General features: G+C 71.9%; 21 protein-coding genes. 16 read left to right on the top strand and 5 right to left on the bottom strand.

Annotated features, from left to right (window positions below; translation table 11 throughout):
- Positions 1 to 155: 155 nt before the first annotated feature.
- The 6 genes from IC605_RS09100 (at position 156) to IC605_RS24550 (ending at position 6,413) form a co-directional block, all read left to right on the top strand.
- Complete coding sequence (locus tag IC605_RS09100; RefSeq protein ID WP_216322151.1) at positions 156 to 452, top strand: ATP-binding protein; 297 nt, start codon at positions 156 to 158, stop codon at positions 450 to 452.
- Positions 453 to 487: 35 nt separating this feature from the next.
- Entirely contained in the window at positions 488 to 1,495 is a 1,008-nt protein-coding gene (locus tag IC605_RS09105) for a LacI family DNA-binding transcriptional regulator (RefSeq protein ID WP_216322156.1), read from the top strand.
- Positions 1,496 to 1,560: 65 nt separating this feature from the next.
- Positions 1,561 to 3,267 carry a glycoside hydrolase family 13 protein gene (locus tag IC605_RS09110; protein ID WP_216322159.1) on the top strand — a complete coding sequence of 569 codons (1,707 nt, stop codon included), beginning with the start codon at positions 1,561 to 1,563 and terminating at the stop codon, positions 3,265 to 3,267.
- Positions 3,268 to 3,388: 121 nt separating this feature from the next.
- The gene (locus IC605_RS09115) at positions 3,389 to 4,585 is read left to right on the top strand and encodes an ABC transporter substrate-binding protein (RefSeq protein ID WP_216322161.1); all 1,197 of its coding nucleotides are present in this window, start codon (positions 3,389 to 3,391) and stop codon (positions 4,583 to 4,585) included.
- 68 nt (positions 4,586 to 4,653) lie between these two features.
- Positions 4,654 to 5,577, top strand: a complete 924-nt coding sequence (locus IC605_RS09120) for a carbohydrate ABC transporter permease (RefSeq protein ID WP_216322163.1) — start codon at positions 4,654 to 4,656, stop codon at positions 5,575 to 5,577.
- Positions 5,574 to 6,413: a carbohydrate ABC transporter permease gene (locus IC605_RS24550; protein WP_216322166.1), complete on the top strand. Its 840-nt coding sequence runs from the start codon at positions 5,574 to 5,576 to the stop codon at positions 6,411 to 6,413. Before IC605_RS09120 ends, IC605_RS24550 begins: the two co-directional genes overlap by 4 nt.
- A 92-nt stretch (positions 6,414 to 6,505) precedes the next feature.
- Here IC605_RS24550 and IC605_RS09130 read toward each other — a convergent pair whose 3' ends face one another.
- Positions 6,506 to 7,930, bottom strand: a complete 1,425-nt coding sequence (locus IC605_RS09130) for a glycoside hydrolase family 32 protein (protein WP_216322169.1) — start codon at positions 7,928 to 7,930, stop codon at positions 6,506 to 6,508.
- Positions 7,931 to 8,338: 408 nt separating this feature from the next.
- A complete protein-coding gene (locus IC605_RS09135; protein WP_216322172.1) occupies positions 8,339 to 8,914 on the bottom strand; it encodes a PadR family transcriptional regulator in 576 nt (191 codons plus the stop codon).
- 75 nt (positions 8,915 to 8,989) lie between these two features.
- On the opposite strand from IC605_RS09135, the gene IC605_RS09140 reads away from it, so the two are divergent.
- On the top strand, positions 8,990 to 9,958 hold the full coding sequence (locus IC605_RS09140; protein WP_216322175.1) for an alpha/beta fold hydrolase: 969 nt from the start codon (positions 8,990 to 8,992) through the stop codon (positions 9,956 to 9,958).
- Between the two features lie 495 nt (positions 9,959 to 10,453).
- Here the strand turns inward: IC605_RS09140 and IC605_RS09145 are convergent, their stop codons facing one another.
- A complete protein-coding gene (locus tag IC605_RS09145) occupies positions 10,454 to 10,939 on the bottom strand; it encodes a hypothetical protein (RefSeq protein ID WP_216322178.1) in 486 nt (161 codons plus the stop codon).
- A 207-nt stretch (positions 10,940 to 11,146) separates the two neighbouring features.
- On the opposite strand from IC605_RS09145, the gene IC605_RS09150 reads away from it, so the two are divergent.
- The 6 genes from IC605_RS09150 to IC605_RS09175 all read left to right on the top strand — a co-directional run bounded on the left by IC605_RS09150 (position 11,147) and on the right by IC605_RS09175 (position 21,142).
- On the top strand, positions 11,147 to 12,745 hold the full coding sequence (locus IC605_RS09150) for an ABC transporter substrate-binding protein (RefSeq protein ID WP_216322183.1): 1,599 nt from the start codon (positions 11,147 to 11,149) through the stop codon (positions 12,743 to 12,745).
- A gap of 210 nt (positions 12,746 to 12,955) precedes the next feature.
- Positions 12,956 to 13,963, top strand: coding sequence for an ABC transporter permease (locus IC605_RS09155; protein WP_216322186.1), 1,008 nt, complete (start codon positions 12,956 to 12,958; stop codon positions 13,961 to 13,963).
- The gene (gene nikC / locus IC605_RS09160; protein ID WP_343216557.1) at positions 13,960 to 14,808 is read left to right on the top strand and encodes a nickel transporter permease; all 849 of its coding nucleotides are present in this window, start codon (positions 13,960 to 13,962) and stop codon (positions 14,806 to 14,808) included. Before IC605_RS09155 ends, nikC begins: the two co-directional genes overlap by 4 nt.
- Before the next feature lie 253 nt (positions 14,809 to 15,061).
- A complete protein-coding gene (locus IC605_RS09165; protein ID WP_216322189.1) occupies positions 15,062 to 18,169 on the top strand; it encodes a tetratricopeptide repeat protein in 3,108 nt (1,035 codons plus the stop codon).
- A gap of 233 nt (positions 18,170 to 18,402) precedes the next feature.
- Positions 18,403 to 20,079, top strand: a complete 1,677-nt coding sequence (locus tag IC605_RS09170; RefSeq protein WP_216322192.1) for a M12 family metallopeptidase — start codon at positions 18,403 to 18,405, stop codon at positions 20,077 to 20,079.
- Positions 20,080 to 20,209: 130 nt separating this feature from the next.
- Positions 20,210 to 21,142, top strand: a complete 933-nt coding sequence (locus IC605_RS09175; RefSeq protein ID WP_216322194.1) for an alpha/beta hydrolase — start codon at positions 20,210 to 20,212, stop codon at positions 21,140 to 21,142.
- Positions 21,143 to 21,237: 95 nt separating this feature from the next.
- Here IC605_RS09175 and IC605_RS09180 read toward each other — a convergent pair whose 3' ends face one another.
- The gene (locus IC605_RS09180) at positions 21,238 to 22,146 is read right to left on the bottom strand and encodes an SDR family oxidoreductase (RefSeq protein ID WP_216322196.1); all 909 of its coding nucleotides are present in this window, start codon (positions 22,144 to 22,146) and stop codon (positions 21,238 to 21,240) included.
- Positions 22,147 to 22,318: 172 nt separating this feature from the next.
- Here IC605_RS09180 and IC605_RS09185 point away from each other — a divergent pair, with 172 nt between their 5' ends.
- From IC605_RS09185 to IC605_RS09195, 3 genes are read left to right on the top strand one after another with little or no spacing between them, the layout of a single operon-like run.
- On the top strand, positions 22,319 to 23,497 hold the full coding sequence (locus IC605_RS09185; protein ID WP_343216559.1) for an acyl-CoA dehydrogenase family protein: 1,179 nt from the start codon (positions 22,319 to 22,321) through the stop codon (positions 23,495 to 23,497).
- Entirely contained in the window at positions 23,494 to 24,204 is a 711-nt protein-coding gene (locus IC605_RS09190) for a PIG-L deacetylase family protein (RefSeq protein ID WP_216322200.1), read from the top strand. Before IC605_RS09185 ends, IC605_RS09190 begins: the two co-directional genes overlap by 4 nt.
- Positions 24,201 to 24,794, top strand: a complete 594-nt coding sequence (locus IC605_RS09195) for a class I SAM-dependent DNA methyltransferase (RefSeq protein ID WP_216322201.1) — start codon at positions 24,201 to 24,203, stop codon at positions 24,792 to 24,794. Before IC605_RS09190 ends, IC605_RS09195 begins: the two co-directional genes overlap by 4 nt.
- Here IC605_RS09195 and IC605_RS09200 read toward each other — a convergent pair.
- The gene (locus IC605_RS09200) at positions 24,758 to 25,879 is read right to left on the bottom strand and encodes a glycosyltransferase family 2 protein (RefSeq protein WP_216322204.1); all 1,122 of its coding nucleotides are present in this window, start codon (positions 25,877 to 25,879) and stop codon (positions 24,758 to 24,760) included. The two genes, IC605_RS09195 and IC605_RS09200, sit on opposite strands and share 37 nt — an antisense overlap.
- Positions 25,880 to 26,051 lie beyond the last annotated feature (172 nt).

Consider the following 26,051-nt stretch of genomic DNA (forward strand, 5'->3'; position numbering starts at 1 on the left):
GGAGGCGGTGGGGCGATCCGGTGGGAACGGACGGACCGCCGCTCGTCTCCCCCCCTCGCTCACGGCACACGCAGCGACAAGACCTGCGCCCGGTGGACAGCGAGGCGGTGTTTGACCCGTGGCTCGGCGCTTGCAAGCCGAGCCGGTGAAGCCGGGTGCGACCCTCACCCGGGGGGGTCGCCGCAGGTGCTGGCCGACCGGCCACACCCCGATCAACTGTTGCAGAACCTTATCTCCAATGGGCTGAAGGACCACCGGGAGGGGGTGGCCCCACCGGCACCGGGCTGGCGGTGTGCAAGAAGATCGTCGAGCGTCACAGCGGACGGCTGTGGCTGGAGAGCACCCCGGGTCAGGGCACCACCTTCTTCACCCTCCCAGGGGGTAGGGACTTCCCGGGCTGTGGGAGCTATGGTCCGCTCCCCGCCGGGCGACCCGACCGTTCGGTGGCTTGACACCCGAACTGTAAACGCTTACAGTCGTGGCACCGATGGAACCGACAATCAAGGATGTGGCGAGGCGCGCGAACGTCTCGACCGCGACGGTTTCCCGGGTCCTGAACGGGCAGCACTGGGTCGCGGAGGAAACCAGAGCCACCGTGCTCAAGGCCGTTCAGGACCTGAACTACAAGCCCAATGCCATCGCGCGCAGCCTGATGCAGGCCCAGACCAAGACGCTGGCGATCATCTTCCCCAACGTCTCGGACATGTTCTCCGGCACGGTGCTCAGCGGGGTCGAGGACGCGGCCCATGCCCGCGGGTTCAGTGTGATCGTCTGCAAGACGGGGGGCGGGTACGAGCGCACGCTCGATTATCTCCAACTGCTGGCGGAAAAGCGCGTGGACGGCATCATCTTCGCCAGTGAGGTGTTGCGCAGGGAATACGCCAGCTTTATCCAGAAGTTGCGTATTCCGCTGGTGGTCTTTTCGGGCGAGAGCGCCGATCCCGACATCCCCACCATCCGCTGCGACGACCGTCAGGCGGCCTACACCGCGACGGCTTACCTGATCAGCCAGGGCCACGAGCGCATCGGCCTGCTGTACGGGGGCGCCCACGAGACCCCGGAGCAAAACGGCCGGGTGCTGGGCTTTCACGAGGCGCACCGGGATCACGGGCTGGCCGTGGAACCCGGGCAGGTCCTGCTTATGAACGGGTTTGCCTTCAAAGACGGGCAGGCCGGAGGGACCGCCCTCCTGGGTCAGGCGAGGGGGCTGACGGCCATCTTCGCCAGCAGCGACGAACTCGCGCTGGGCGTCATGTCCGCCGCGCGCACCAAGGGCATCCGGGTGCCGGACGACCTCAGCGTGATGGGATTCGACGATCTTCCCCTGGCCGAGATGAGCCTGCCGCCGCTCACCACCGTGCGCCAGCCCCTCTACGGCATGGGGCGCAGAGCGGCCACCCTGCTGCTCGACCACATTCAGGACATCCGGAAACTGGAAGGGCACGTCGCCTTTCCCACGACCATCGTCGAACGGCAGAGCGTGCGCAGACTCTAGAGCGGGCGTCCGGCAGCCGGGGGTCAGCGCCCGGACCTGTAAGCGCTTACTGGTAAGGGGGCCCTATGGCGTGGTGGAAAGAAAGCGTCGTGTACCAGATCTACCCCCGCAGCTTCCTCGACACGGACGGCGACGGCATCGGTGACCTGCGGGGGATCACCGCCCGGCTGGATTACCTGCATACGCTCGGCGTGGACGTGATCTGGCTGTGCCCGGTCTATCAGTCCCCGAACGACGACGGCGGCTACGACGTCTCCGACTACCGGGCCATCCTGCCCGAGTTCGGGACGATGGAGGACTTCGGCGAGCTGCTCGCCGAGACGCGTCGGCGCGGGATGCGGCTGGTGATGGACCTCGTGGTGAACCACACCAGCGACGAGCACCCCTGGTTCGTGGAGGCGCGGCGGTCAAAGGACAATCCCTACCGCGACTTCTACATCTGGCGGCCGGGCAAAGGCGGCGGGCCACCCAACAACTGGGGCTCGCACTTCGGCGGCTCGGCGTGGAAGTACGATCCCCAGACGGGCGAGTATTTCCTGCACCTCTTCTCCGAGCGGCAGCCCGACCTGAACTGGGACAATCCCCGGGTCCGCGAGGAGGTCTACGACATGATGGGCTGGTGGCTGGACCGGGGCCTGGGCGGCTTCCGGATGGACACCATCAACATGCTCTCCAAGGCGCCCGACTTTCCCGAGGGGACCGTGCGGGGCGACTACCCCTACCCGCTCGCCGAGGAGCACTTCCTGAACGGGCCGCGCCTGTTCGAGTACCTGCGGGAGATGAAGGAGCGGGTGCTGGACCGCTACGACGTGCTCACCGTCGGCGAGACCCCCGGGGTCAGTCCCGAACTCGGCGTGGCCTACACGCACGAGACCCGGGGCGTGCTGAGCATGATCTTCCAGATGGAGCACATGGCGCTCGACGCCGACCCCGCCCACCCCACGCCCCGGTGGACGAAGGTGCCCTGGAGCCTCGCCGAACTCAAGCGCGTCACGACCCGCTGGCAACACGCCCTGCACGGCCAGGGGTGGAACAGCCTGTACCTCTCCAACCACGACGTGCCCCGGATGGTCTCCCGCTTCGGGGACGACGGGGAGTACCGGGTCGAGTCGGCCAAACTGCTCGCCACCTTCTTGCACACCCTCCAGGGCACGCCCTACATCTATCAGGGCGACGAGATCGGCATGACGAACGTGCAGTTCCCCTCCATCGAGGACTACCGCGACGTGGACGCCCTGAATTTCTACCGCGAGCGGGTCACCGAGGGAGGCGGCGACCCCGCAGACACCCTCGCGCGCATCCACCTCAAGGGCCGCGACAACGCCCGCACGCCGATGCAGTGGGACGCCGGGCCGAAGGCCGGGTTCACGACCGGCACGCCCTGGATCGGGGTCAATCCCAACCACACGTGGATCAACGTCGAGGCGGCCCTGGGCGACCCCGGTTCGGTCTTCTGGTACTACCGCGACCTGATCCGGCTGCGGCGCACCCACCCGGTGATCGTGGACGGGCGCTACGACCTCCTCCTGCCCGACCATCCCCAGGTGTACGCCTACACCCGGACGACCGGGGGTGAACACCTGCTCGTCTTGCTCAACTTCAGCCGGGAAGCGGTGACCCTGCCCTGGCCCGGCGACCCTCCCGCACCCTCCACGCGGCTCCTCCTGGCGAACTACGGGGCGCCGGAGGAACCGGAGCCGACACTGACCCTCCGTCCCTACGAAGCGCGGGTGTACCTCACCTGCCCCGGGGAGGGTGATCGTATGGCCTGATTCGCCCTGCGCAGTCCCCGCACCACGTCCCCCCGGTCCTCGTGGAAGGCGCCCCCACCGCGGTGGCCCTCCCCCCCCGGTCCTGTCGGTTTCCCCGCTTCTCGCCCAGGAGGCCTCCCACATGAAGCACCGCACCCGCATGACGTTCCTCGCGCTGTCCCTGCTCGCCTCCAGCGCCCGCGCCGCCACCGAGATCGAGTTTTACGTCGGCAACAAGGGCGTCGAGACCTGGAAGCAGCTTTTCGCCGCCTTCGAGAAGCAAAATCCCGGAATCAAGGTGAACCTCACCGTGCCGCCGGACTTCGTGGCCGTCCTCAAGACCCGCATCGTGAAGAACAAGGCGCCCGACATCGTGGCGATGGGCGGGGACACCAACTTCAAGGGCTTTGCGGAGGGCGGCGTGTTCAAGGACTACGCCGCAGACCCCCTCGTGAAGAAGGTCAAGCCGATCTACGTGCAGCAGCTCCAGGCCATCGTGGGCGGGAAAGAGGTGTACGGCATTCCCTACACGGCCAACACCATCGGCCTGATCTACAACGTGGACAAGCTCAGGGGGCTGGGGCTTGAACCCCCCAAGACCTACGCGCAGTTCATCGCGGCCCTGAAAAAGGCGAAGGCGGCGGGCCAGACGCCCCTGACCCTGACCCTCAAGGACGCCTGGGTCACCTTGCCCTTCATGAACGCCATCGCCGTGAACACCGTGCCCGCCAACTTCGCCGCGCAGAAGACCGCCGGGAAGGCCACCTTCCAGCAGGCCTACAGCGGCGTGGCCGACAAGATGCTCGAGATCGCCGGTTACAGCCAGAAAGACCCGTTGGGCACGAGCTACGCCGACGGCACCGCCGCCTTCGCCCGGGGGGGCAGCGTGTTCTACATCCAGGGGGACTGGTCGCTGCCGGACATCCTGGCGGCCAATCCGGGCGTCAAGGTGGCGATGGTGCCCTTCCCGGCCACCAACGGGCAAAACCGGGTCGTCAGCAGCGTGGACCTGCTGCTCGCCTCGTCGAAAAGCACCCGGCACCCCGCCGAGGTCGCCAAGCTGCTCGGGTTCCTGACGACCCCGCAGAACGTGAACACCTTCCTCAAGGCGGTCAACGCCCCGTCCGTACAGGTGGGGACCGTCCCCACGGACCCCCGGCTCTCGGCCATGCGGGCGAGCTACGCCGGCGGCAACATCGCGGGGGCGCCCTTCAACCTCTTCCCGCCCGGCCTGTCCGCCGAGACCTACTGGCAGGCCATGTTGCAGGACAAGAACAAGGCCAAGGCCCTGAGCGGCCTGGACAAGACCTGGGCGGACGTGCTCAAGCGCACCTACTAGCCTTTTCGCGTGCCGGGGCCAGGGGCAGGGGGAGCGGTTGACCCGGCCTCCGGCCCCCAGGGAGACCCATGAGCGCCATCACCGAACCGAACGTGAGCAGCACGTCCACCACCGCGCCGCCGCGCCGCCGCCGGAGGAGAGACCACACCTACCTCTTCATGGCCCTGCCCGCCGTCCTCCTCTTTTTCGTCTTCCACACCTACCCGGCGATCCAGGGCATCTTGTACAGCTTCACGAACTTCAGGGGCTACGGCGACTACGACTTCGTGGGGCTGCGCAACTACCTGCAAATCTTTCAAGACGAGCGGGCGCTCGCCGCCTACCGCTTCACGTTCGTGTTCGCCGTCCTGGCGACGGTTCTGGTCAACATCATCGCGCTGACGGTCGCCATCGGCCTGAACGGCAACATCCGCTTTCGCAACTTCTTGCGCGGGATCTATTTCCTGCCGAACATCCTGAGCGTCCTGATCGTCGGGTTCATCTTCAACTACCTCTTCGCCAACCTCGTGCCGCGCATCGGCGAGGCGCTCGGCATCGCCGCCCTGTCGAGGAATATCCTGGGTGATCCCCAGCTCGCCTGGACGGGCATCCTCTTCGTGGCGGTGTGGCAGGCCGCGGCCTTCAACATCATCTTGTACCTCGCCGGGCTCCAGACCATCCCGTATGACCTGTACGAGGCGGCGGACATCGACGGGGCCGGAACGTGGCAGAAGTTCCGCAACATCACCTTCCCGATGATCGCGCCGTTTTTCACCATCAACATGGTGCTGGCGATGAAGGGCTTTCTTCAGGTCTTCGACCAGATCGTGGCCCTGACGGGCGGCGGGCCGGGCACCTCCACCGAGTCGGTGTCCTTTCTGATCTACAAGGGCGGCTTCGACGGCGGGCAGTTCGCGTACCAGTCGGCCAACGCGGTGCTGTTCTTCATCGTGCTGGTGGTCGTCTCGCTGGCCCAGACGAGAATCCTGCAACGCCGGGAGGTGGAGGCGTGACGGCCCAGACGGGCGACGCCAAGCGGCCCAACTGGGGGGTCACCCTGCTGCTGTGCCTGGGGGCGCTGACGATCCTCTTCCCGCTCTACCTCGCGGTGGTGACGGCCCTCAAGACGCCGCAGGAGCTGGCGAACTCGGTGTTCGCGCTTCCCAGCACGTTCCGGTGGCAGAACTTCACCGAGGCGATCCGGCTCACCAACTTCTTCACGGCCTTCCGCACGAGCGCCCTCGTGACGGTCTCGGTCGTCGTGCTGACGCTGATCACCAACTCTCTGGTCGCCTACGCCATCGCCCGCAACCAGCACAAGCGCTTTTTCCGTTACCTGTACTACTACTTCATCAGCGCCCTGTTCATCCCCTTCCCGATCATCATGCTGCCGGTGGTGCGGCAGACGAGCGCCTGGGGCATGGACAACCCCTACGGGCTGATCTTCCTGTACGTGGTGTACGGGCTGTCGTTCAACATCTTCGTGTACGTGGGCTACATCAAGTCCATTCCGCGCGAGCTGGAGGAGGCGGCCCTGATCGACGGCGCGACGACCTGGCAGACCTTTTGGAAGATCATCTTTCCGCTGCTCGCGCCCATGAACGCGACGGTCGGCATCCTGACCTGCCTGTGGGCCTGGAACGACTTCCTGCTGCCGCTGGTGATCATCAGCGATCCGCAGTTCGCCACACTGCCGCTCGTGCAATACATCTTCCAGGGGCAATTCAGCACCAACTACAACCTGGCCTTCGCCTCGTACCTGATGACGCTCGCGCCGATGGTCATCGTGTACCTGCTCGCCCAGCGCTGGATCATCAGCGGCGTGACCCAGGGGGCGGTCAAGGGGTAGGGGCGTGCCTGTTCTCGTGTGGAACCCGTTGGAGCCGGGTTACCTTGAGCGTGATCCGGCTCTTGTCGGGAGGATCAGCCCGGCGCATTTCCCTATGAAGCGCGAATGCCGCCGTTCATGGTCCAGACCTGGACCCGCGCCCGGGTCGGCCCAGCGGCGGTGACGAGGCCCTGCACACTCTCCGCCCGGGTCGGGTACACCCGGCTGCTCAGGCAGACCCGCCCGTTCGCATACACCTCCAGCACGCTGCCGTCGAGCAGCACGCGCAGGTCCAGGCCCTCCCCCCGCCTCAACGCGAGGTGCGCCCGCTGCGTGTCGCCGTTCGTGCGCGCGTCGAGTGAGGAGCGCGAGCGGTCGATCCGGAGCTGACGGGCCTCGGGGTGATACGTCACCACCGTCTCCTCGGCCCCGTTCGGGGAGCGCAGGAGGGTGACCTGAACGGGGGATTCGTTCCCCGGCTCCACCCGCAGGCCAAGGTCGAGGTGCCGTCCCTCGAAGGCGTGCGGCGCCCCGCTTCCCAACACGACCTCCCCGTCCAGCACTGCCCCGCCCCGGTAGAGCGCGACCTCGGCGGCGGGAACCACGCGCAGGTCCCCCTCCTGGAGGCTCAGTTCGCGCGGCACGCTCAGGGCGCCCGCCCAGCCGCCCGGATCGATCAGGTCCTGGTGGCGCTGCTCGTTCAGCCAGGCCCACTGGAGCCGTCGCCCGTCCCCGCCCCGGGCGGTGAGGTGCGCGAAGGCCCCACCATCGCTGTCGAGGAGGCCCTCGCGCTCCGGCACAAAACGCTCGTCCTCGAACGTTCCCACGAAATACCGCGCGCCCAGGTTGGGTGCCACCGACACGATCAGCACCCACCTCTCCCCGATGGGGAAGACGTTCGGGCACTCCCACATCACGCCCTGATCGGTGCGGGTGGCGGCGTACAGGACGTGCCGGTACGCCCAGTCGACCCCATTGGCCGAGCGGTAGAGCAAGACGGCGCCCCGGTCATGGTCGAGGGAGGCGCCGAGTGCCAGGTACCACCAGGCCCCGTGCCGGAAGACGTAGGGGTCGCGGAAGTCGTCGTGACGGACGCCCTCCGGTGGGTGCGGGATGATCGGATGGCCCGGGTCCTTCTGCCAGCTCACCAGGTCCCGGCTGGTCGCCCGGCACTGCGCCTGCCCTCCCCCCGAACAGCCGGTGTAGTACAGGGTGGGTAGGCCGCCCACCACGGCGAACGACCCGGAGAAACAGCCGTGCTCGTCGGCGCTCCCCGGCGTGGGGGCGAGGGCGAGGGGCTCGTCGCGCCAGGCCACGAGGTCGGCGCTGCTCGCGTGGCCCCAGTGGATGTGGCCCCACTGGGGGCGGTACGGGTTGTGCTGGTAGTACAGGTGCCAGCGCCCCCCGTGGTGCGTGATGCCGTTCGGGTCGTTGAGCCAGCCCGAGGGGGGCGTGAAGTGGTAGAGGGGCCGGTGCGGATCGCGTGGGAGAGCCGCACGCCCCGGGAAGGAGTGACCCGAAGATTGTTCGTCGGCCATCCTTCCAGTGTGGCGGAGGAATGGGGCAAGGAGGACTGGAGTCAGCCGGACGGACATCGGGGAGGGCTTTTCAGAAAGAGCAACCCGGCGGCAGAGGGGGGCCCAGGCCCTGGGTCTGGACTCAACTCCTCGATGGCTCGGTGCGACGACGGATCAAGGCGCGCGGCAGAGTCTTTGCCGGAGGGTGGCTCATCCTGACTTCACCGCCGGTGGCGCCGCCACGCCCGGACCTCCGCAGGGGCGGTCTGGTCCTGACCTCGGCGGAGCGCAGGGTCGTCGGAATGTCCTGGTGTCCGGCCATTTGCAGGCGGTCGTCGAGCAGCCCCGTCCGCTTGCGGCCCCCTTTCCCGGCACCGTGAGGTGTCGAGCGCCCCGGCCGAGGGCCCGGTCCCCCACCCGAGGGGCGCCCTACCCCTCTCCTCCCCCACCGCCGGTGGGTGTGGACCGCGCCAGCCGCTCGATGGTCCGCGTCAGCCAGTCGCGGTCCGCCTGGGTCAGTAGGCGGATGCGCTCCATCGCCAGCCCCACGCCCACCGTGCAGGGTAGGTTATAGCTCTCGTAGAGCCGCAGCCGGGCCTCCACCCCCGCCAGGCGGCGGCGCAGGGCGTCCAGCGTCTCCTGCGGGGTCAGGTTCTCGGCGAACATGACCGGCACGTTGCCCGTCAGGATCAGGGCCTCCTCCCGTGCGAGCTGTGAGCGCAGCATCTCCCCGAAGCGCGCCCGCCCGGCCTCCGTGAGCCGGTAGACCCGGCGGTTCGGGCGCTGGCCGTGCTGCTCGACCCGGCTTTCCACCAGGCCGTGCCCCTCCAACCGCTCCAGAAGCTGATAGGCCGTCGCCTTTTTCAGGTGGATGACGTGGTGGAGGGTGCGCTCGATGAAGTCGTTGATCTCGTAGCCGTGGCGGTCCTGCGCGGTCAGCAGGCCCAGCAGCAGCAGGGTCCGCTCGTCGTCCGGGGGTGGGGAGGTGAGGGTATCCGGGGACATCTGTTCATCCTAGATTAGTCATTCTTGACTAGTCTGACCTTGAGCACGATTCACGCTCCGACCCAGGAGGTCCCCATGCGAACGAACCGCCTTGTCCTTGCCACCGCCGTCCTCGCCGCCGCCGCGCTGGCGCTGAGTGCCTGCGCGCCCGCCCAGACGGCGCGGGCGGACGGCTCTGCCACCCTGCGCCCCGCCGTGAGCGGCGAGCGGCGTTCCCTGACGGTGCCGGGCTTCGGCCGGGTGAACTCCTACGCCGACCCGCGCGGCACCGGGCGCCCGCTGATCCTGACCCATTCGGTGAACGCCGCGGCCAGCGCCTACGAGATGAGGCCGCTGTGGGAGACCTACGCGGGCACGCGGCCCGTGTACGCCCTGGAGTGGCCGGGCTTCGGCAGCTCGGAGCGCCCCGACGTGACCTACACGCCGGAGCTGATGGCGGCGGCGCTGCGGGCGCTGGTGGCCGAACTGGGCACCGACGTGGACGTGGTGTCGCTGAGCCTGGGGGGCGAGTTCGTCGCCCGCGCCGCGCTGGGGGAGCCGCGCATCCGCACCCTGGCGCTGATCAGCCCCAGCGGCTTCGGGCAGCCCCGGAACGGCACCCAGCGGGCCCCTGCGGACGACGGCGGCGTGAGGCTCTACAACCGCCTGAACAGCGTCGGTGACTTGGTGTACGGCACCCTGCGGACGCGGCCCAGCATCCAGTATTTTCTCAGCCGCAGCTTCCGGGGGCCGGTGCCGAAGGGCGTGATCGACTACGCCTACGACACCAGCCACCAGCCGGGGGCCAAGTACGCCCCGCTCTACTTCGTGAGCGGCCGCCTGTTCAACCCGGACGCCTACGGCACGCTCTACAGCAGGCTCAACGTGCCCACGCTGGTGCTGTACGACCAAGACGGCTTCGTCTCCTTCGACCGCCTGCCCCTCTTCGCGCAGAAGGCGAACGCGCGGGTCGTCCGCATCCCGGATACCGACGGCCTGCCGCAGTTCGAGAAGCTGCCGGAGGTGAGGGCCGCCCTGGACGCCTTCTGGGCGGAGGCGCGGTAAAGGGTCAAGCCTGTTGGAGCGCCGTGGGGCGGTCGGGGAGGTGATGGGCGGTGCGCCCTCTGGAGTCGCCTGCTGCGTCGTGGCGATGGACCCATGCCCCCGGCAGGTCCCGCCCCTCGTCGACTGGCGGCCCCCACCCGCGACCGGGGCGGAGGTTGTGCGGGCTGACCTCAGCCGGGTCCAGCCCCGCCCGCTTCGGCCCCGGGTCTTCGCGGTGCGGCAAGGCGGGCCAGGGTCCATCTCCGGCGTCTGCTCCAGCACCCCGGCAGGCGGTGGGGAGGTGCAGGCTGACCCCTGGCGCGGGCCAACGCCCTGGAGGGTCCCCCGTTCCCCCGCCGGGGCGGTCACCCCCCCTCCCGGCCGGTCCTGTGCAGATCAACCGGGGCAGAGGGAGCCGCCTGGAGTGGGGGTCATTCCAGCATCCTGGCCGTTCACCGGCCAGCCCCGGAGGAACCATGCCCAAGTGCCGCCTGCTCGCCATGAGGATGGTGCCGATCAGGCGGGGGTGATTTTGCAGGCCCACGTAGAGCCCGTCGGGTCCACCGCTGACGCCGGGGCGCGACCGTACAGCGGTGTGGGGTTGGGCGTGACCCTGGCCCGGCAGATGGCGGTGAGCGTGGTCGTGGAACCGCTGTAAAAGAGGCGGCGCCCGGTGGTCGCCTCGCTGACCGTCGGGGTGCGGTCGCCCTGCTCTTCCATCCGGCCGGTGCCGAGATCGAAGGGACCGCCCGAAAATTCGGCCAGCCCCTGCCAGGAATCGCTGTCATCGCTGCCGGGAAAGGCCAGTCGGGTGCGGCCCTGTCCCTTCGGCGTGCGGGAGGTCCTGTTCTCGAAAGGCTCTGTCCGCCGATACCCCCGAACGGGTACCGTCTCAACCTCGTCGCCGGGCCAGAGCCGCGCGACCGGGACGCTCCTCGACGGCTTGCTTCGTCGGTGGCCGTTGAGGCGCCACGCCGACGCAGGGAGAGTGAAGCCACTCAACCACCGCCGCCCTCCAGCCCCGCCCCCAACCCGTGCCCTCCCAGGGGGCGGTCTTTCCCGCTGGCGGCGGTGAAAGGGGGGCCAGGGACGGCCGAGCCGGGCGCCCACGTCACGCCGCCCCCGCGATGGTGTAAAAAGAGAATCAGCCTACACTCCAGAGGTTGGAGAGCGGGAAAGACCACGGCACATTCTCGGGGAGGTCCACGTATGCACGACGCGGCAAGAGCAGCCCTGACCTGGAGCGCCCGGACCCTCACGTTCGCGCTGGCCCTCGGCCTGACCGCCGCCAGCGCCCAGTCGGGACGGCAGAGCACGCTGGTGATCGGCGGCGACTTCTCGGACCTGATCACGCTCGACCCCGGGGTGTCCTATGAGTTTTCGGGCTCGCTGATCGCGGGAAACCTCTACGACACGCTCGTCGCCTACGAGGGCAACGACCTCCAGACGCTGCGGCCCCGCCTGGCGACGAGTTGGAAGGTCACCCCCACGGCGACGGGCTCGCGCATCACCTTCACCCTGCGGGACGCGAAGTTCAGCACCGGGCGCCCCGTCACCGCCGCCGACGTGGTGTACTCGCTCAACCGGGTGATCGCGCTCAAGACGCCCTCCAGCTTCCTGCTCACCGACGTGGCGAACCTCAAGGTCGGGTCGGTGACGGCGCCCTCCTCCCGCACGGTGGTCATGGACCTGCCGAAGACCGCCAACCCCAACATCGTGCTCGCGCTGCTCACCTTCAACGTGGGCGGCGTCGTGGACTCGGCGGAGGCGAAGGCGCACGAGCAGAACGGGGACTACGGCAGCGGCTGGCTCAAGGACCACTCGGCGGGGTCGGGGCCCTTCGTCCTCAACCGTTGGGACCGCAGCGCGCAGGTGGCCCTCGACGCCAACCCGCAGGCGTTCCGGCGCTCGGCGAGCATCCGGCGGGTGATCCTGCGTTACATGCTCGAATCGTCGGTGCAGCAGTCGGCGCTGAACTCGGGCGAGATCGACGTGGCCTGGGACTACACGCCGGACGCCTTTAAGGCCGCGCAGAGCAACCCCAGACTTCAGGCGCTGAGGACCGGCACCTTCCAGCTCGCGTACCTGGGCATGAACTCGGCCAAGGGCTCGCCCTTCGAGGACCCCCGGGTGCGCGAGGCGGTGCGCTACGCCATCGACCAGGACGGGATCATCCGGAGTCTGCTCCAGGGCCTGGGCCGCAAGACACAGACCATCATCCCCATCGGGCTGGCGGGCTCGAACCCGGCGACCCCCTACCCCTACGACCCGGCGAAGGCGCGGGCGCTTCTCCAGGCGGCGGGCAAGGGAGGCGGCTTCACGGTGGACTTTCTGGTCAGCACCGGGGCGTGCTCGGGCGGGGTGCCGTGCCAGGACCTCGCCGCCAAGATTCAGGCCGACCTCGCCAAGGTGGGGATCAAGGCCAACATCCGCCAGCTCGTGAACGCTGAGCTGCTCACCGCCTACCGCGCCCAGAAGGCCCCGCTGATCCAGGTGGGGTGGAGCCCCGACTACCCCGACGCCGACGGCAACGGCACGCCCCTGTCCGACTACAACGCCAAGTCCCTCGCCTGGCGCAATGCCTGGAACAACCCCCAGGCGAGCAAGCTGGCGCAGGCCGCCGCCGTCGAGACGGATCAGGCGAAGCGCGCCGCCCTCTACAAGCAGCTTACCGAGCTGATGGTGAAGCAAGGGCCCTACGCGATCCTCTACCAGCCGTATAAGCCGGTCGTCCTGAGCGTGAACGTGGCGGGCTTCAACCGCAACGCGAACGGGGACGTACAGTTCGAGAAGGTGAGCAAGAAGTAGCGGGAAGTGAGGGGGGTGGACGAGAAGGGGAAGTTGAAAGCCTCGTTTCTTGGGATGCCCGGCCTGTTTACCCCCTCTGCTGCGCAGCTCTACGAGTCCCGGCCTCCCCGATAAAGGGGGAGGAGTAAAAACAGATCGTCGTTCTGATTCACCGGAACGAGAGCATCAAACACTCTCTTCACCCGCCCCGGCCCGGGGGGAGGCTCCTCTTTGCTCATCTACGTCCTGCGGCGGCTCGCGCTGATGGTCTTCGTGCTGTGGGGGGTAACGCTGGCCGCCTTCGTGATCTCGCACGCCCTGCCCGCCGATCCCGCGGCGGCGGCGCTCGGCAACAATGCCCGGGAGGAGCAGCTCCAGGCCTTCCGGGAGAAGAACGGGCTCGACCAGCCGCTCGTCGTGCAGTACGGCCTCTACATGGGGGGGCTCTTGCGGGGCGACCTGGGGACCTCGTTGCGGACGCAAAACAGCATCACCGCCGACCTGCGGCAGTTCTTCCCGGCCACCCTGGAGCTGACGCTGGGAGCGGTGTTGTTCGCGCTGGTGATCGGGCTGCCGTTGGGCATTGTGGCGGCGCTGTACCACGGACGCCTGCCCGACCTGCTCGCCCGGCTGTTCGCGCTGCTGGGCGGGGCCACGCCGGTCTACTGGCTGGCGATCCTGGCTCTGGGCGTCTTCCACGAGCGGCTGGGGTGGCTGCCGGGGCCCGGGCGGCTGGACGCCTACAGCCTGGCCCCGCCGCTCCACACCGGCCTGGTCACGGTGGACGCCCTGCTGGCCGGGGACCGCGAGGTGCTGGTGGACGCGCTGCGGCACCTGATCCTGCCGGGGCTGGTGCTGGGGGCCTTCTCGGCGGCGCTGCTGACCCGCATGACGCGGAGTGCCCTACTGGAGGTGCTCTCGCAGGACTACATCCGCACCGCCCGCGCCAAGGGGCTGAGGCCGGGCCGGGTGATCTGGCGCCACGCCCTGAGAAACGCCGCGCTCCCGGTGCTCACGGTGCTGGGCGGCCTGTTCGGGAGCCTGCTGACGGGCGCGGTGCTCACCGAGACGATCTTCTCGTGGCCGGGCATCGGCGGCTACGCGACGACCTCGGCGATCAGCCTGGACTTCCCCGCCGTGGTGGGGGTCACGCTCGTCGCCGGGCTGGCCTACTCCATCGTCAACCTGCTCGTGGACCTCGCCTACGCGGCCTTCGACCCCAGGATCAGCTTCTCGTGACGGTCGCGGCGTCCTCCGGCGGGACTGCCGCGTGGCGGCGATTGCGGCGCAACAGTGGGGCGGTGATCGGGCTGGGGCTGCTGGTGTTCTTGGTCCTGGCCGCCTTGCTCGGCCCCGCCTTCCTCGGCGACCCGGGAGCACAGGACCTCGACCTGCGGCTCTCGCCTCCGTCGGCCCTGCATCCCCTGGGCACCGACCAGCTCGGGCGGGACGTGCTGACGCGGGTGCTGAACGGGGGGCGCATCTCGCTGGGACTGGGCGTCAGCGTGATGCTGGCCTCGCTGCTCGTCGGCTCGGTGGTCGGGCTGCTGGCGGGGCTGCTCGGAGGCTGGTGGGACGAGGGGCTGATGCGGCTCACCGACATCTTCCTGGCCTTTCCCGGATTGATCCTGGCGATGGCGATCTCGGCGGCGCTGGGGCCGAGCCTGACGAACGTGATGATCGCCGTGGCGCTGGTGTCGTGGCCGACCTACGCCCGGCTGGTCCGCGCGCAGGTGCTCGCCCTGCGGGAGCGCGAGTTCGTGGAGGCCGCCCGCGCGCTGGGGAGTTCCCAGGGCCGGATCGCCGGGCGCCACCTCCTCCCCAACGCCCTCGCGCCGCTGCTGGTGCAGGGCAGCTTCGACGTGGGCAGCGCGATCCTCACGGCGGCGGGCCTGGGCTTCATCGGCTTCGGGGCGCAGCCGCCCACCCCGGAGTGGGGGGCGATGGTGTCCGAGACCCGCAACTACATCGTGCAGGCGCCGTGGGCGTCGAGTGCCCCCGCCGTCGCCATCCTGCTCACCGTGCTCGCCTTCAACCTGATCGGCGACGGGCTGCGCGACGCCTTCGACCCACGCGGGCGCTAGGCGGCGGAGGTCTGCGGTACCTCGGCCCACGTCCGCCTCACGGCGCTTGAGGCCGGGTACGGGCCGGAGAACGTCTTCGCCCGCAAGGCGAACGGGCGGCCCGGCGTGGGGGAGGCGGCCCTCCAGCCCGCGTGACGGGGCGGGGACGAAGCGCGTAGCCTGGGAAGACGGACACCGGGCACCCGGGCATGTGGCCCTGGGGTGGGTCGCCCCTGGCCGGGTCACCCGGCGCCCCGGCCGGAGGGGGTGGGGCATGAGGGAGGAGGGACTGGGGAGGGTCACCCGCGCCCTGCGGGCCGTACTCGCCCGGCGGGCGGGCGTGGCGCTGGGGCTGTGGGGCGAGCCGGGCATCGGCAAGAGCCACGCGGCGGCCGAACTCCTGCGCGGCCTGCCCTGCGCGAACCTGAGCCTGCCCGCCGTGAGCCCGGTGGCCCGGCTCGTGACGGCCCTGCCGCGCCCCCGGGAGCTGCCCGTCTGGACCGAGCGCCAGCTCGACCGGCTCGGGGCGGACGGGCCCGCGGACTCCGGGCTGGTCGCCGACACCCTGGGTGCCGTGCTGGCGGGGCTGGCCCCCTTCGTGCTGCACCTCGACGACCTGCACGAGGCGGGGCCCGAACGCGTGGCGCTCACCGTGGCGCTGGCGCGGGTGGTCACGCGCTCACGCGGGGTGGGGCTGCTGGTGGGAAGCCGTCAGGCGCCGCCCGAGGGCTTTCGCAGCGAGCGGCTGGCCCCCCTCGGCCGGGAGGCGGCGGCGGGGCTGCTGGAGGCGCAGGCCCGCCAGCCCCTGCCGCCCGAGGGGCTGGCGTGGGTGTATGACCGCGCCCGGGGCAATCCCCTGTTCACGCTGGAATTCTGGCGGTATCTGGTGCGCCAGGGGCACTTCTGGTCGGACGGCGTGGGCTGGCACTGGCGCGCGCCGCCCGGGGACGCCACGCCCGCCAGCGTGGAGGCCACCATCGCGCAGACCCTGGCCGGTCTCGGGGACGGCGCGGCGCGGGACGTGGTGGAGGTGAGGGCTTTCCTCGGCGAGGCGGGCGAGGACGAGACGCTCTGGGCGCGGGTGGCGGGGCTGAGCCCGGGCGAACTCTCCGGTGCCCGGGCACGGCTCGAAGCCTGGGGCCTGCTGCGGGGCGCGCACTTCGCCCACCCGCTCTTCGGGGAGGTGGCGCGGGCCGGAACGCCGCCCGGGACCCGGCGGGAGATCGCGCGGCGGGCCGTCCGGGCGCTCGCGGACGACCCCGAGCGCGCGGCCGGGTTCGCGCAGGCGGCGGACCTCGGGGCCGAGCAGGTCCGGGCGCTGCTGGGGGCGGCCCGCCTCCGGGCCGAGGCGCGCGGCGACCGGGTGGGGGCCGCACGCTGGCTCGCCCGGTCGCTGCCGCTGCTGGACCCCGCCGGGCGCGGCGAGCTGGCGCTGCGGGCCGCGCGCGACCTGTTGCCCTTCGATCTGCGCCAGGCCGACGCGCTCTCCGGGGTCGCGGCGTCGGGCACGCCGCCGGACCCCCCCGCGCTGATCTTCCGCGCCGAGGTGCTCGCCCGGCTGGGGCAGACCGGGGAGGCCGAGACGCTGCTCGACCGGGTGGACTCGCCGGAACTCGCCGAGGCCTGCTGGCGGACCCGGATCTTCGTGCGGCACCTGCGCGGCCGCCGCGAGGCCCTGCTCGCGCTGTACGGCGCGCACCCGGAATTCCACCCCACGGCCGACACCTTCACCCTGTCGCACGTCTGCTTCGCCCTGAACAGCCTGGGCCGCCCGGACGAGGCCGAGCCCCTCGTGGAGCGGCTGCTGGCCCGCGAGCACGAGGGGCCGCGCGACCGCTCCACCGCCTGGAACCTGCGGGGCATCACCTCCACCCGGCAGGGGCGGCTGGAGGAGGGGGCCGCCGCCTTCGAGCGGGCCCTGGCCTCCGCCCGCGAGGACGGCGCCCCCGGCGTGATCGCGCAGGCGCTCCGGAACTCCGCCGTCGCCTGCCGGGGGCTCGGCCGCCTGGAAGACGCCCGGGAGAAGCTGCGCGAGGCGCTCGACCACGGCGCCCGGTACGGGAACTTGCGCTTTTACACCCAGGTCCAAGACAGCCTCGCCCGGTTGCTGGTGGACGAGGGCCGCTGGCGCGAGGCCGAGGCGTGCTTCGAGGGGAGCGGGGCCGTGTACGCCCGGCAAGACCCGCTCTCCCCGCGCTGCGAGCACCACCTCGACCTCGCCGAGCTGTACCTCGACTGGCGGCCCGCCGCGGGGCCGCCGCTGGCCCGGCGCCACGCCCTCGCGGGCCTGGCGCTGGCCCGCGAGATCGGCGCGCCGAACCTGCTCGCCCGGGGGCTGGTGTGCGCCGCCCGCGCCGAGGCGTGGAACAGGAACGCCCCGGGGGCCCTGGCCCTGGCCCGGGAGGGCCGGGCGCTGGCCGGTCGGCACCCGGCCGAGACGGCGCGCAGTTGGGTCGGCCTGGGCGCGGCCCTGGAGGTCGCCGGGCAGGTGCAGGAGGCGGTCCGGGCGTACCTCACGGCCGCGGAGGCGTCCGCGCGGGAGGACGACCCCGCCCGCGCCCGGCGGGCCGAACTGGAGGCCGACCGCCTGCGGGGCGACGTGGGGGGAGCCCGCGCCCACCACGCGTGGTTTCTCGCCCACGGTCTGGCGGGGCACGCCCGGGTGGCCGTCCGCTTCTTTCCCGAACTGGGGCAGGACCCGCCCGCTGGCCGTCCGGCCACCCCCTCCCTGTCCCTGCGGGTGCTGGGACGGCCGGGCCTGGAGCGGGGCGGTCAGCCGCTCACGTCGCGGGGCAGGAAGCGGCTGGAACTGCTGTGCCTTTTGCTCGAAGCCCGTCTGGCGGGCCGCCCCGACGTGGGGCTGCTCGACTTGCTGGACGCCTTCTACCCGGACGAGCCCGAGGCGCAGGCCCGGCTCACCCTGCGCCAGCACGTCTACCTGACCCGCAGCCAGCTCGGCGCGGGGAGCATTTGCAGCACCCCGGGCGGCTACCGGCTGGGCGACGAGGTGACCTCGGACGCCGAGGCCTTCCTGGCCGGCGGGGACACGGCGCTGTGGCGCGGGCCGTACCTGGAGGGGCTGGGCGAGGGCTGGCACCCGCAGGCCCGCGAGGCGCTGACGCTGGCCCTGCGGGACGCGGTGGAGCACCTGGCGGGCACGGACCCCCGCGAGGCGGCGCGGCTGGGCCTGATCCTGCTGGAGACGGAGCCCTACGACGCGCAGGCGCTGCGGCTCACCCTCGGCGCCCTGCGGGAAAGTGGGCAGCTCCGCGCGGCGAGCGCCCTCTATGCCCGTCAACGGGAAGCCTGGGCCGAGATCGGCGAGGCGTTGCCCGGCACGCCGGAGGAGTTCCTGGCCGCCCCCGCGCCCGGCCTGCCTTGATCAACTTTTGATCGGCCCCACACGACACTCCTCCCAGGAGGCGGCGAAGACCCCTCCCACGGAGGAAGGAGTCGAGATGGGTCCCTGAGAACACGGCCCAGAGCGCTCTCCCGCCCACCCTCGTCAGGGGCTGCGGGAAGGGCCGCCCAGCAGCAACGCGCGGTCGAGCGGCGCCGGAAGACCCGGGCGCGGCCGGCACCGACCCTGGCCGGACACCGGCAAAGGCAGGAACGATGAACAGATCCACCGGAACAGGCCACTCCCCCGGGCACCCCCTCCGGGCCCTGACCCTCCTCGGGCCGCTCCTGCTCGCCGCGTGCGCGGGCAGCCCGAATCCCTCGCCGACTCCCGGCGGGGAGACCCGGCAGCTTCAGCTTCGCGGCAAGACCGTCAGGGTGGACGTGGTGGACGAGTACGCCGTCGTCGAGGGCGACATCATCGTCGGCAAGCTGGCGGACCTGGAGCGGGGGCGGCTCAGCCCGCAGAGCGTCTTCCGGGACGCGCCGCTCGACTACCGCTGGCCGGGCGGGGTCGTGCCGTTCACCTTCGCGGCTTCGGTGACGGCCTCGGGACGGCAAAACGCGCTGGCCGCCATGCGGGCGTGGGAGGCCGTCACCCCGGTGCGCTTCGTGCCGCGCGGCGTGGAGCCTGACTTCATCACCTTCCAGGCGGGGACGCAGGCCGACTGGTGCTTTTCGAGCATCGGGCGCCAGGGCGGCGAGCAGGCGGTCCTGATGACCTCCTCCGGCGACTGCTCGGCGCGGACGCTGACCCACGAACTGGGGCACACCATCGGTCTGTGGCACGAGCAGACCCGCGAGGACCGCAGCCACCACATCAACATCCAGTGGGCGAACCTACGGGACGGCCTGTGCCGCAGCGCCTTCGAGGAAAAGCGCCTCGCCGACGGGCTGGACATCGGGCCCTACGACCTGAACTCCCTGATGCACTACGACCGCTTCACGTGCAGCGCGAACGGCAACCCCGTGTACGACACCATCCCGGCGGGCAAGCCCACCAACGGCGGCGAGAGCATCAGCCCGGGCGACCGCGCGGCGGTGGACTGGCTGCACCTGCGCCGCTGGATCGTGTCGGGCGGCGGGGCGGGGATGTGGCGCAACTTCGGCGGCTCGGACCACCAAGCGGAGCACCTGGCGACCGGGGACTTCAACGGGGACGGGCGCACGGACCTCTTCACGGTGGACACCAGCCGCTGCCTGTGGTTCGTGGCCCTCTCGCAGGGCACCGTCGCCGCCCCCTGGGCCACCCTGAACAGCGGGGTCTGCCAGGGGCTCGACCGCCTGGTCCTGGGGGACTTCGACGGGGACCGCCGGACCGACGTGTTCATCGCGGCCGCGGGGACGTGGTACCTCTCGCGCGGCGGGGCTGAGGGCTGGACCGAGTGGAACACCTCGCGCGTGGACCCGTGGCAGCTCTCGTTCGGGGACTTCGACGGCGACGGGCGCACGGACGTGTTCCACGCGACCGGCAAGGTCTGGAACGTCTCCTCCGGTGGCTCGTCGGGGTGGCAGCGCCTCAACGCCTCGGCCGTCAAGGCGCCCAACCTGGTCTTCCGGGACTTCGACGGGGACGGACGGACCGACGTGTTCCGCACCACCAACGGGACGTGGTGGATGTCGTCGGGCGGCACCGGGCTCTGGGAGGAGCTGAACACCTCCAGCGTCCCCCTGAGAGCGCTGAGGTTCGGGGAGTTCAACGGCGACCGCATGACCGACGTGTATCGCCTGAACCCGCAGGGGGGCTGGCTGGTCTCGTACGGCGGAACCGGCCCGTGGAGCCCGCTGCCCGACTCCCTGCGGCTGCCGCCCTTCACGGCCCAGCCCAGCGGCTTCGTGTTCGGCGACTTCGACGGCGACGGCACGCGCGACGTGCTCGGCACGCTGCGGTAGCCCCCCCGTCCCCTCTCGGGGAGACCCCCTGCCCGGGAGGGCGGCCCTTCGTGCGGGTGCGCCGCTGCGGGCCCTGAGCCCACCCGGGGCTCCCCTTTGTCCACAGATCGGAGTTCCTATGTTCGGACTGATGTTCCTTTCGCCGCTGCTGCTCGCCGCCCCGCTGCTGTTGACCGCCCACGTTCAGGCGGACCGGCTCGTCCGGCCCCGGCGTACCCGCGCCGTTCACACGCCCGACCACCTGGGGGTCACCTCCTGGGAGGACGTGGCCTTTACCACCGCCGACGGCGTGACGCTGCGCGGCTGGTTCGTGCCGCCCGCCCCAGGTGCGGACGGGGCGAGCGTCGTCTGCGTCCACGGCACGGGCGGGCACCGGGGCCACCTCCTGCTCCACGCGGCGGCCCTGCACCGGGAGGGGTACGGGGTGCTGCTCTTCGACCTGCGCGCCCACGGGGAGTCGGGCGGAAGGGTCAGCGGCCTGGGCCTGCACGAGCTGCACGACGTGCTCGCCGCGCTCGACCACGTGCGCGCGCGGCCCGACGTGGACCCGGGCCGGGTCGCGCTGCTGGGGCACTCGATGGGCGGGGCCGCCGTGCTGCGGGCCGCCGCGCGCACGCCCCACGCGCGGGCAGTCGTGTCCATCGCCAGCGCGGCGGGCCTGGCGGAGAACGTGGTCTCGGGGGTGCGGGCCTTCACCCGCCTGCCCGTGCCCGCACTCGCACCCCTGATCGTGTGGGTGGCCGAGCGGCGGACCCGGGGCCGGATGCGCGACATGCGGCCCGTGAAGGACGTGGCGAGGCTGCGGGATCAGCCCCTGCTGCTGATCCACGGGGACGCGGACCGGGTGGTGGGCGTCGAGAACGGGCGGCGGCTGCGGGACGCCCACGGGAGCGCGCGCCTGCTGGAAATCCCGGGCGCGGGTCACCTGGGCGTGATCGGCCCCCGGCACCTGACGAGGTACCGCGCGGAGCTCCTCGGTTTCCTGCGAGAGCACCTCCGGCCCGGCACGGCCCCGCCTCCGACCCCCGGAAAGGCTCCCGACCACGCCCCAGCGCACGTCTGACCCCCTGGGGGTGACGGATCGGGCAGCGCGTCCCCAGGACTCCACCCGGGGCGTGGTCGGCGGCCGGAGGAATCACGGCGGGGCCGGGGCCCGGTTCAGGTCCGCCCGTTGCCGCCCGCCACGCCGTACACCTCGCCGGTGACGTAGCTCGACTCCTGCGAGGCGAGGAAGACGTACACCGGCGCGAGTTCGGCGGGCTGGCCGGGGCGGCCCATCGGCGTCTGGGCACCGAACTGCTCGATCTTCTCCTGCGGCTGGCCGCCGGTCGGCTGGAGGGGCGTCCAGACGGGACCCGGCGCGACCCCGTTGACCCGGATGCCCTGCCCCGCAAGCTGCTTGGCGAGCGAGTGGGTGGCCGCCATGATCGCCGCCTTGGTCTGCGCGTAGTCGAAGAGCAGCGGCGAGGGCTGGTACGCCTCGACCGAGGTGGAGTTGATGATGGCGGCCCCCGGCTGGAGGTGGGGCAACGCCGCCTTGGTGATCCAGAACAGCGCGTACACGTTGGTCTTGAAGGTCTGGTCGAACTGCTCGGTCGTGATCTCGCCGAGCGATTTCTCCGCCGTCTGCTTGCCCGCGTTGTTCACCAGGATGTCGAGCCCGCCGAGCTGCGAGACGGCCTGCTCGACGAGCTGCTCGCAAAAGGCCTCGTCCTTGATGTCGCCCGGCAGCGCGACGCCCTTGCGCCCGGCGTCTTGAATCAGCTTGATGACTTCTTGTGCGTCCTCTTCCTCGTCGGGAAGGTAGTTGATCGCCACGTCGGCGCCCTCGCGCGCGAAGGCGATGGCGACCGCGCGCCCGATGCCCGAGTCGCCGCCCGTGATGAGGGCCTTGCGGCCCGCCAGGCGGCCCGAGCCCCGGTAGGTGGTCTCGCCGTGGTCGGGCGGGGGCACCATCTTGTGGACGGTGCCGGGCGCCTCCTGGGGCTGCTGCGGAAACGGCGGCTGCGGGTACTGCGTCACCGGGTTCTGCATCGTGTACTGGTCCTTGCGCCCATCCTCGCTCATCTGGGTTCCTCCCCCTGCCGAACCTCCCCCGGCCCCTGTCGCACCCTCCCCTGAGGTGAGCTTTCCCCGGCCCGGGGGTTCAGCCCCATGACCATTCCCCCTCCGGCCCGCCGGGCGTTGAAAAAAGCATGAAGCGGGCTTGGCCGTTGTGCCCGGACGGTATGGTGGTCGGGTGAGTTTCAGGCACACCGGGCCGACCCCGCCTCCACCCGCCCCCGGGGAACGCCCCCTGCTCCCCCGTGAGGCGGTCGCCCTCTTCACCCCGGCCGCCGCCGTGGTCGAGGGCGAGGCCGGGGCGCGCGACGCGGACGGGGCCTTTCCCGCCGCCTCCTTCCGGGCGCTGCACGCGGCGGGTGTGCTGACCGCCCCCCTGCCCGCCGAGCTGGGGGGCCGGGGGGTCGGCGGCCCCGCGCTGCTGGCCCTGCTGCGCCGGGTGGGCCGCGCGAGCCTGCCGGTGGGGCGGGTGTTCGAGGGGCACGTCAACGCTCTGGCGCTGATCCTGCGCTACGGCACCCCGGCGCAGGCGCGGCGGGCCGCCGCCGACGCCCGCGCGGGCGAACTCTTCGGCGTGTGGAACACCGAGGACGGCCCGGGGCTGCGGCTGGTGCGGGGCGAGGCCGGGGCGCTCACCCTGACGGGCGGCAAGACCTTCGCCTCGGGTCTGGGGCACGTGACCCGGCCGCTCCTGCCCGCCGAGGGCGAGGCCGGGCGGGTGATGGTGGTGCTGCCCACGGAGCGCGAGCCCGGCACGCCCGACCCCGGCTTCTGGCAACCGCTGGGAATGCGCGCCACCGTCTCCGGGCGGGTGGACTACACGGGCGCGGGGGTGCGGCCGGACGACCTGATCGGGGCTCCCGGCGACTACTACCGCCAGCCCGAGTTCGGCGGCGGGGCGCTGCGGTTCCTGGCCGTGCAACTCGGCGGGGCCGACGCCGTGGTCGCCTCGGCGCGGGACGTGCTGCGGCGGCTGGGCCGGGCGGGGGACGACGCCCAGTGTCTGCGCTTCGCCGAGGTCGCCGTCCGGCTGGAGGGGGCCTGGCAGACCACCTGCCGCGCCCAGGCCCGGCAAGACGCCCTGCCGGAGGGGGCCGACCCGTCTTCCCTGCTCGCCTACGTGGCCCTGGCCCGCGCCGCCACCGAGGATGCCTGCCTGCTCGCCTGCGAGGCCGCCGAGCGGGCGGTGGGCGCCCGGGGCCTGCTCGCCCCGCATCCCACCGAGCGGCGGCTGCGCGACCTGCGGATGTACCTGCGTCAGCCCGCGCCCGACGCGGCCCGGCTGGCGGTCGGCGCCCGGGTGCTGGGCGCCCCGGACCTCCCGGACGGGGCCTGGGACCCCTGGGAGGAGGCGTGAGCGCGCTGGTGCCGGGCACCCTCCCCGGGCCGGTGTGGGTCGCCGCCCCCCACCCGGACGACGAGGCGCTGGGCTGCGGGGGGCTGATCGCCGCGCTCACCGGGGCCGGGCAGGAGGTGTGGGCCCTGCTGCTGAGCGACGGGGGCCTCTCCCACCCCACCTCGCGGACGTACCCCCGGGAGCGGCTGGCGGGGGCGCGGCTCGCGGAGTGGCGGGCGGGGCTGGCCGAGCTGGGCGTCCCCGCCGCGCGGACCCGGGCGCTGGGGCTGCCGGACGGGGCGCTCGGCGCCTGCCCGGACGCCCTCGCCCGGGGAGCCCTCGCCGCCTTCCGGGAGGCGCCGCCGGGCACGCTGCTGCTGCCGTGGGCGCGTGACCCGCACCCCGACCACCGCGCGGCCTGGGCGCCGCTGCTCTCGGCCGCCCGCGCCTTTCCCGCCGTCCGGGTGCTGGCGTACACGGTCTGGCTGGAGGAGCGGGGTGACCCGGGCGACCACCCGCAGCCCGGCGAGGCCCGGTCCCTCACGCTCGACGTGGGCCCCTGGCTCGGCCGCAAGCGGCGGGCCATCCTCGCACACCGGACGCAGCTCGGCCTGATCACCGACGACCCGCACGGCTTCACGCTGCCGCCGGGCCTGGTCAAGCGGGCACTGGGCGGCACCGAGACGTACCACGAGGTCCCCCTCTCCACCCAGGAGGTCCCCGCATGACGCCCCCCGACGAGACCCTGGGCGACCGCTACTTCGAGGACGTGTACGGCGCCAACGACGACCCCTGGAACTTCGAGACGAGCGAGTACGAGCACGCCAAGTACGCCCGCACCCTCGCCACCCTGCCCCGGGAGAGGTACGCCCGCGCGCTGGAGGTCGGCTGCTCCATCGGGGTGCTGACCGGCCTGCTGGCGGACCGGGCAGACGCGCTGCTGAGCGTGGACGTGAACGAGAAGGCCCTCGCCCGCGCCCGCAAGCGCAACCGGGACCGGGCGAATGTCACCTTCGAGCGCCGCCGCCTGCCCGGGGAGGTCCCCGACGGCCCCTTCGACCTGATCGTCCTGTCCGAGGTGGGGTACTACTTCAGCACCCGGGACCTGGAGGAGCTGCTGGACGCCCTCACCGAACGGCTCGCCCCCGGCGGCGACCTGATCCTGGTCCACTGGACGCCCCCCGTCCACGACTACCCGCAGACGGGCGATCAGGTCCACGGGGCGGCCCTGCGCCGCACGCCCCGGCCCCTGACCCACCGGCACGGCGAGCGACACGAGCGCTACCGGCTGGACGTGCTGACCAGACCGGAGTCCTGAGGCGGCGCTTCCCCCCCGGGAGGACTGTGGAGCCGGAGCACCGCGCGCAGGTCGGCCAGGGCACGCGCGACGGGGACGGGGGGGTGGCGCTCGGCCCACAGCCCGGCCCGGCCCCGCGCGGCGTGGGCGGCCTCCAGCGCGAGGCCGAGGGTGGGAGCCCTCAGCGCCTCCCGCAGCTCGGCGGGGGAGGCCAGCCAGCGGTCGGCGAGCCGGACCGTCCAGCCCCGGGAGCGGGCGGCCCTGAGCGCCGCCTCCGCCCCGGCGAGGGCCGCCACCTCGGCCGCGCCGGGAACCCGCCACGCGCCGGGGTCGGCGTGCCACTCGGCGAGCTGGGTGCTCAGCCCGACCGGCACCCGGCCACTCGTGCGGGCGCTGGTGTGGACGCGGGCGTGCGGGGTGTGGCGCACCCGCAGGTCGTGGCGGCGCAGGGCGCGCACCAGGGCCACGTCCTCCAGGCACGGCACGTCGGGCACGCCGCCCACCCGCCGGTAGGCCCGCAGGGTCAGGGCGAGGTTCGCCCCGAAGTGCTGGTGGTGCCGGGGCCAGGGATCGCAGGGGTCGGGATTGAGCCGCGCCGTGAGCTGTTCGGCGGCCAGCCGGTAGGCCGTGTCCTGGAGGTACACGCGCCGCACCGGGGCCGGGAGCCGGGCGCGCTCTGCCCCCGCGAGCAGGATGCGCCCGCAGGCCACGTCCGCCCCCGCCCGCAGGGCCGCGCCGAGCTGCCACAGCCAGTCGGCACCGGGCACGCTGTCCGCGTCGGTGCTCACCAGGACGCCGGACCCGTCCTCCCCCAGCCGGGCGGCGGCGAGGTCGAGGGCCGCCCGGCGCGCGCCGACCACGTTGTCCTCGCCCGGGGGCAGCGTCCGGGTGACCACCCGCACGGGGGCTCCGGGGGGAACGGCCCCGGCCGCCCGCCGCGCCGTACCGTCCGTGGAGTTGTTCACCAGCACCCAGACCTCGTACCCGGCCAGCGGCTCCCCGTCCGCGTCCACCTGGGCGGCCAGAGCGCGGACCGTGCGGGCGATGTGGGCCGCCTCGTTCCGAGCAGGCACGGCGACGACGATGCTGGGACGAGGACCACTCACGGCTGGGAGGCAGGGTAGCTCAGCCTTAAGGACCGGGACGGCAAGAATTCGCGGAATCTGGGGCGGGGCGCCGTGCCTTGCCTCTCTCCCCTGAACGCCTGATGGGCAAGGACCCGGTGGACGACGACAGGGGGTGTCTGTCTATTTCCTGAGGACTCCCCACCCATTCACC

This window comes from Deinococcus aestuarii (assembly GCF_018863415.1).
GTDB lineage: Bacteria > Deinococcota > Deinococci > Deinococcales > Deinococcaceae > Deinococcus > Deinococcus aestuarii.

Excerpts from the sequence above, each read along its gene's own strand:
- IC605_RS09105 (WP_216322156.1), top strand. The coding sequence starts at position 488 with ATGGAACCGACAATCAAGGATGTGGCGAGGCGCGCGAACGTCTCGACC.
- IC605_RS09110 (WP_216322159.1), top strand. The coding sequence starts at position 1,561 with ATGGCGTGGTGGAAAGAAAGCGTCGTGTACCAGATCTACCCCCGCAGC.
- IC605_RS09115 (WP_216322161.1), top strand. The coding sequence starts at position 3,389 with ATGAAGCACCGCACCCGCATGACGTTCCTCGCGCTGTCCCTGCTCGCC.
- IC605_RS09120 (WP_216322163.1), top strand. The coding sequence starts at position 4,654 with ATGAGCGCCATCACCGAACCGAACGTGAGCAGCACGTCCACCACCGCG.
- IC605_RS09130 (WP_216322169.1), bottom strand. The coding sequence starts at position 7,930 with ATGGCCGACGAACAATCTTCGGGTCACTCCTTCCCGGGGCGTGCGGCT.
- IC605_RS09135 (WP_216322172.1), bottom strand. The coding sequence starts at position 8,914 with ATGTCCCCGGATACCCTCACCTCCCCACCCCCGGACGACGAGCGGACC.
- IC605_RS09140 (WP_216322175.1), top strand. The coding sequence starts at position 8,990 with ATGCGAACGAACCGCCTTGTCCTTGCCACCGCCGTCCTCGCCGCCGCC.
- IC605_RS09150 (WP_216322183.1), top strand. The coding sequence starts at position 11,147 with ATGCACGACGCGGCAAGAGCAGCCCTGACCTGGAGCGCCCGGACCCTC.
- IC605_RS09165 (WP_216322189.1), top strand. The coding sequence starts at position 15,062 with ATGAGGGAGGAGGGACTGGGGAGGGTCACCCGCGCCCTGCGGGCCGTA.
- IC605_RS09170 (WP_216322192.1), top strand. The coding sequence starts at position 18,403 with ATGAACAGATCCACCGGAACAGGCCACTCCCCCGGGCACCCCCTCCGG.
- IC605_RS09175 (WP_216322194.1), top strand. The coding sequence starts at position 20,210 with ATGTTCCTTTCGCCGCTGCTGCTCGCCGCCCCGCTGCTGTTGACCGCC.
- IC605_RS09180 (WP_216322196.1), bottom strand. The coding sequence starts at position 22,146 with ATGAGCGAGGATGGGCGCAAGGACCAGTACACGATGCAGAACCCGGTG.
- IC605_RS09195 (WP_216322201.1), top strand. The coding sequence starts at position 24,201 with ATGACGCCCCCCGACGAGACCCTGGGCGACCGCTACTTCGAGGACGTG.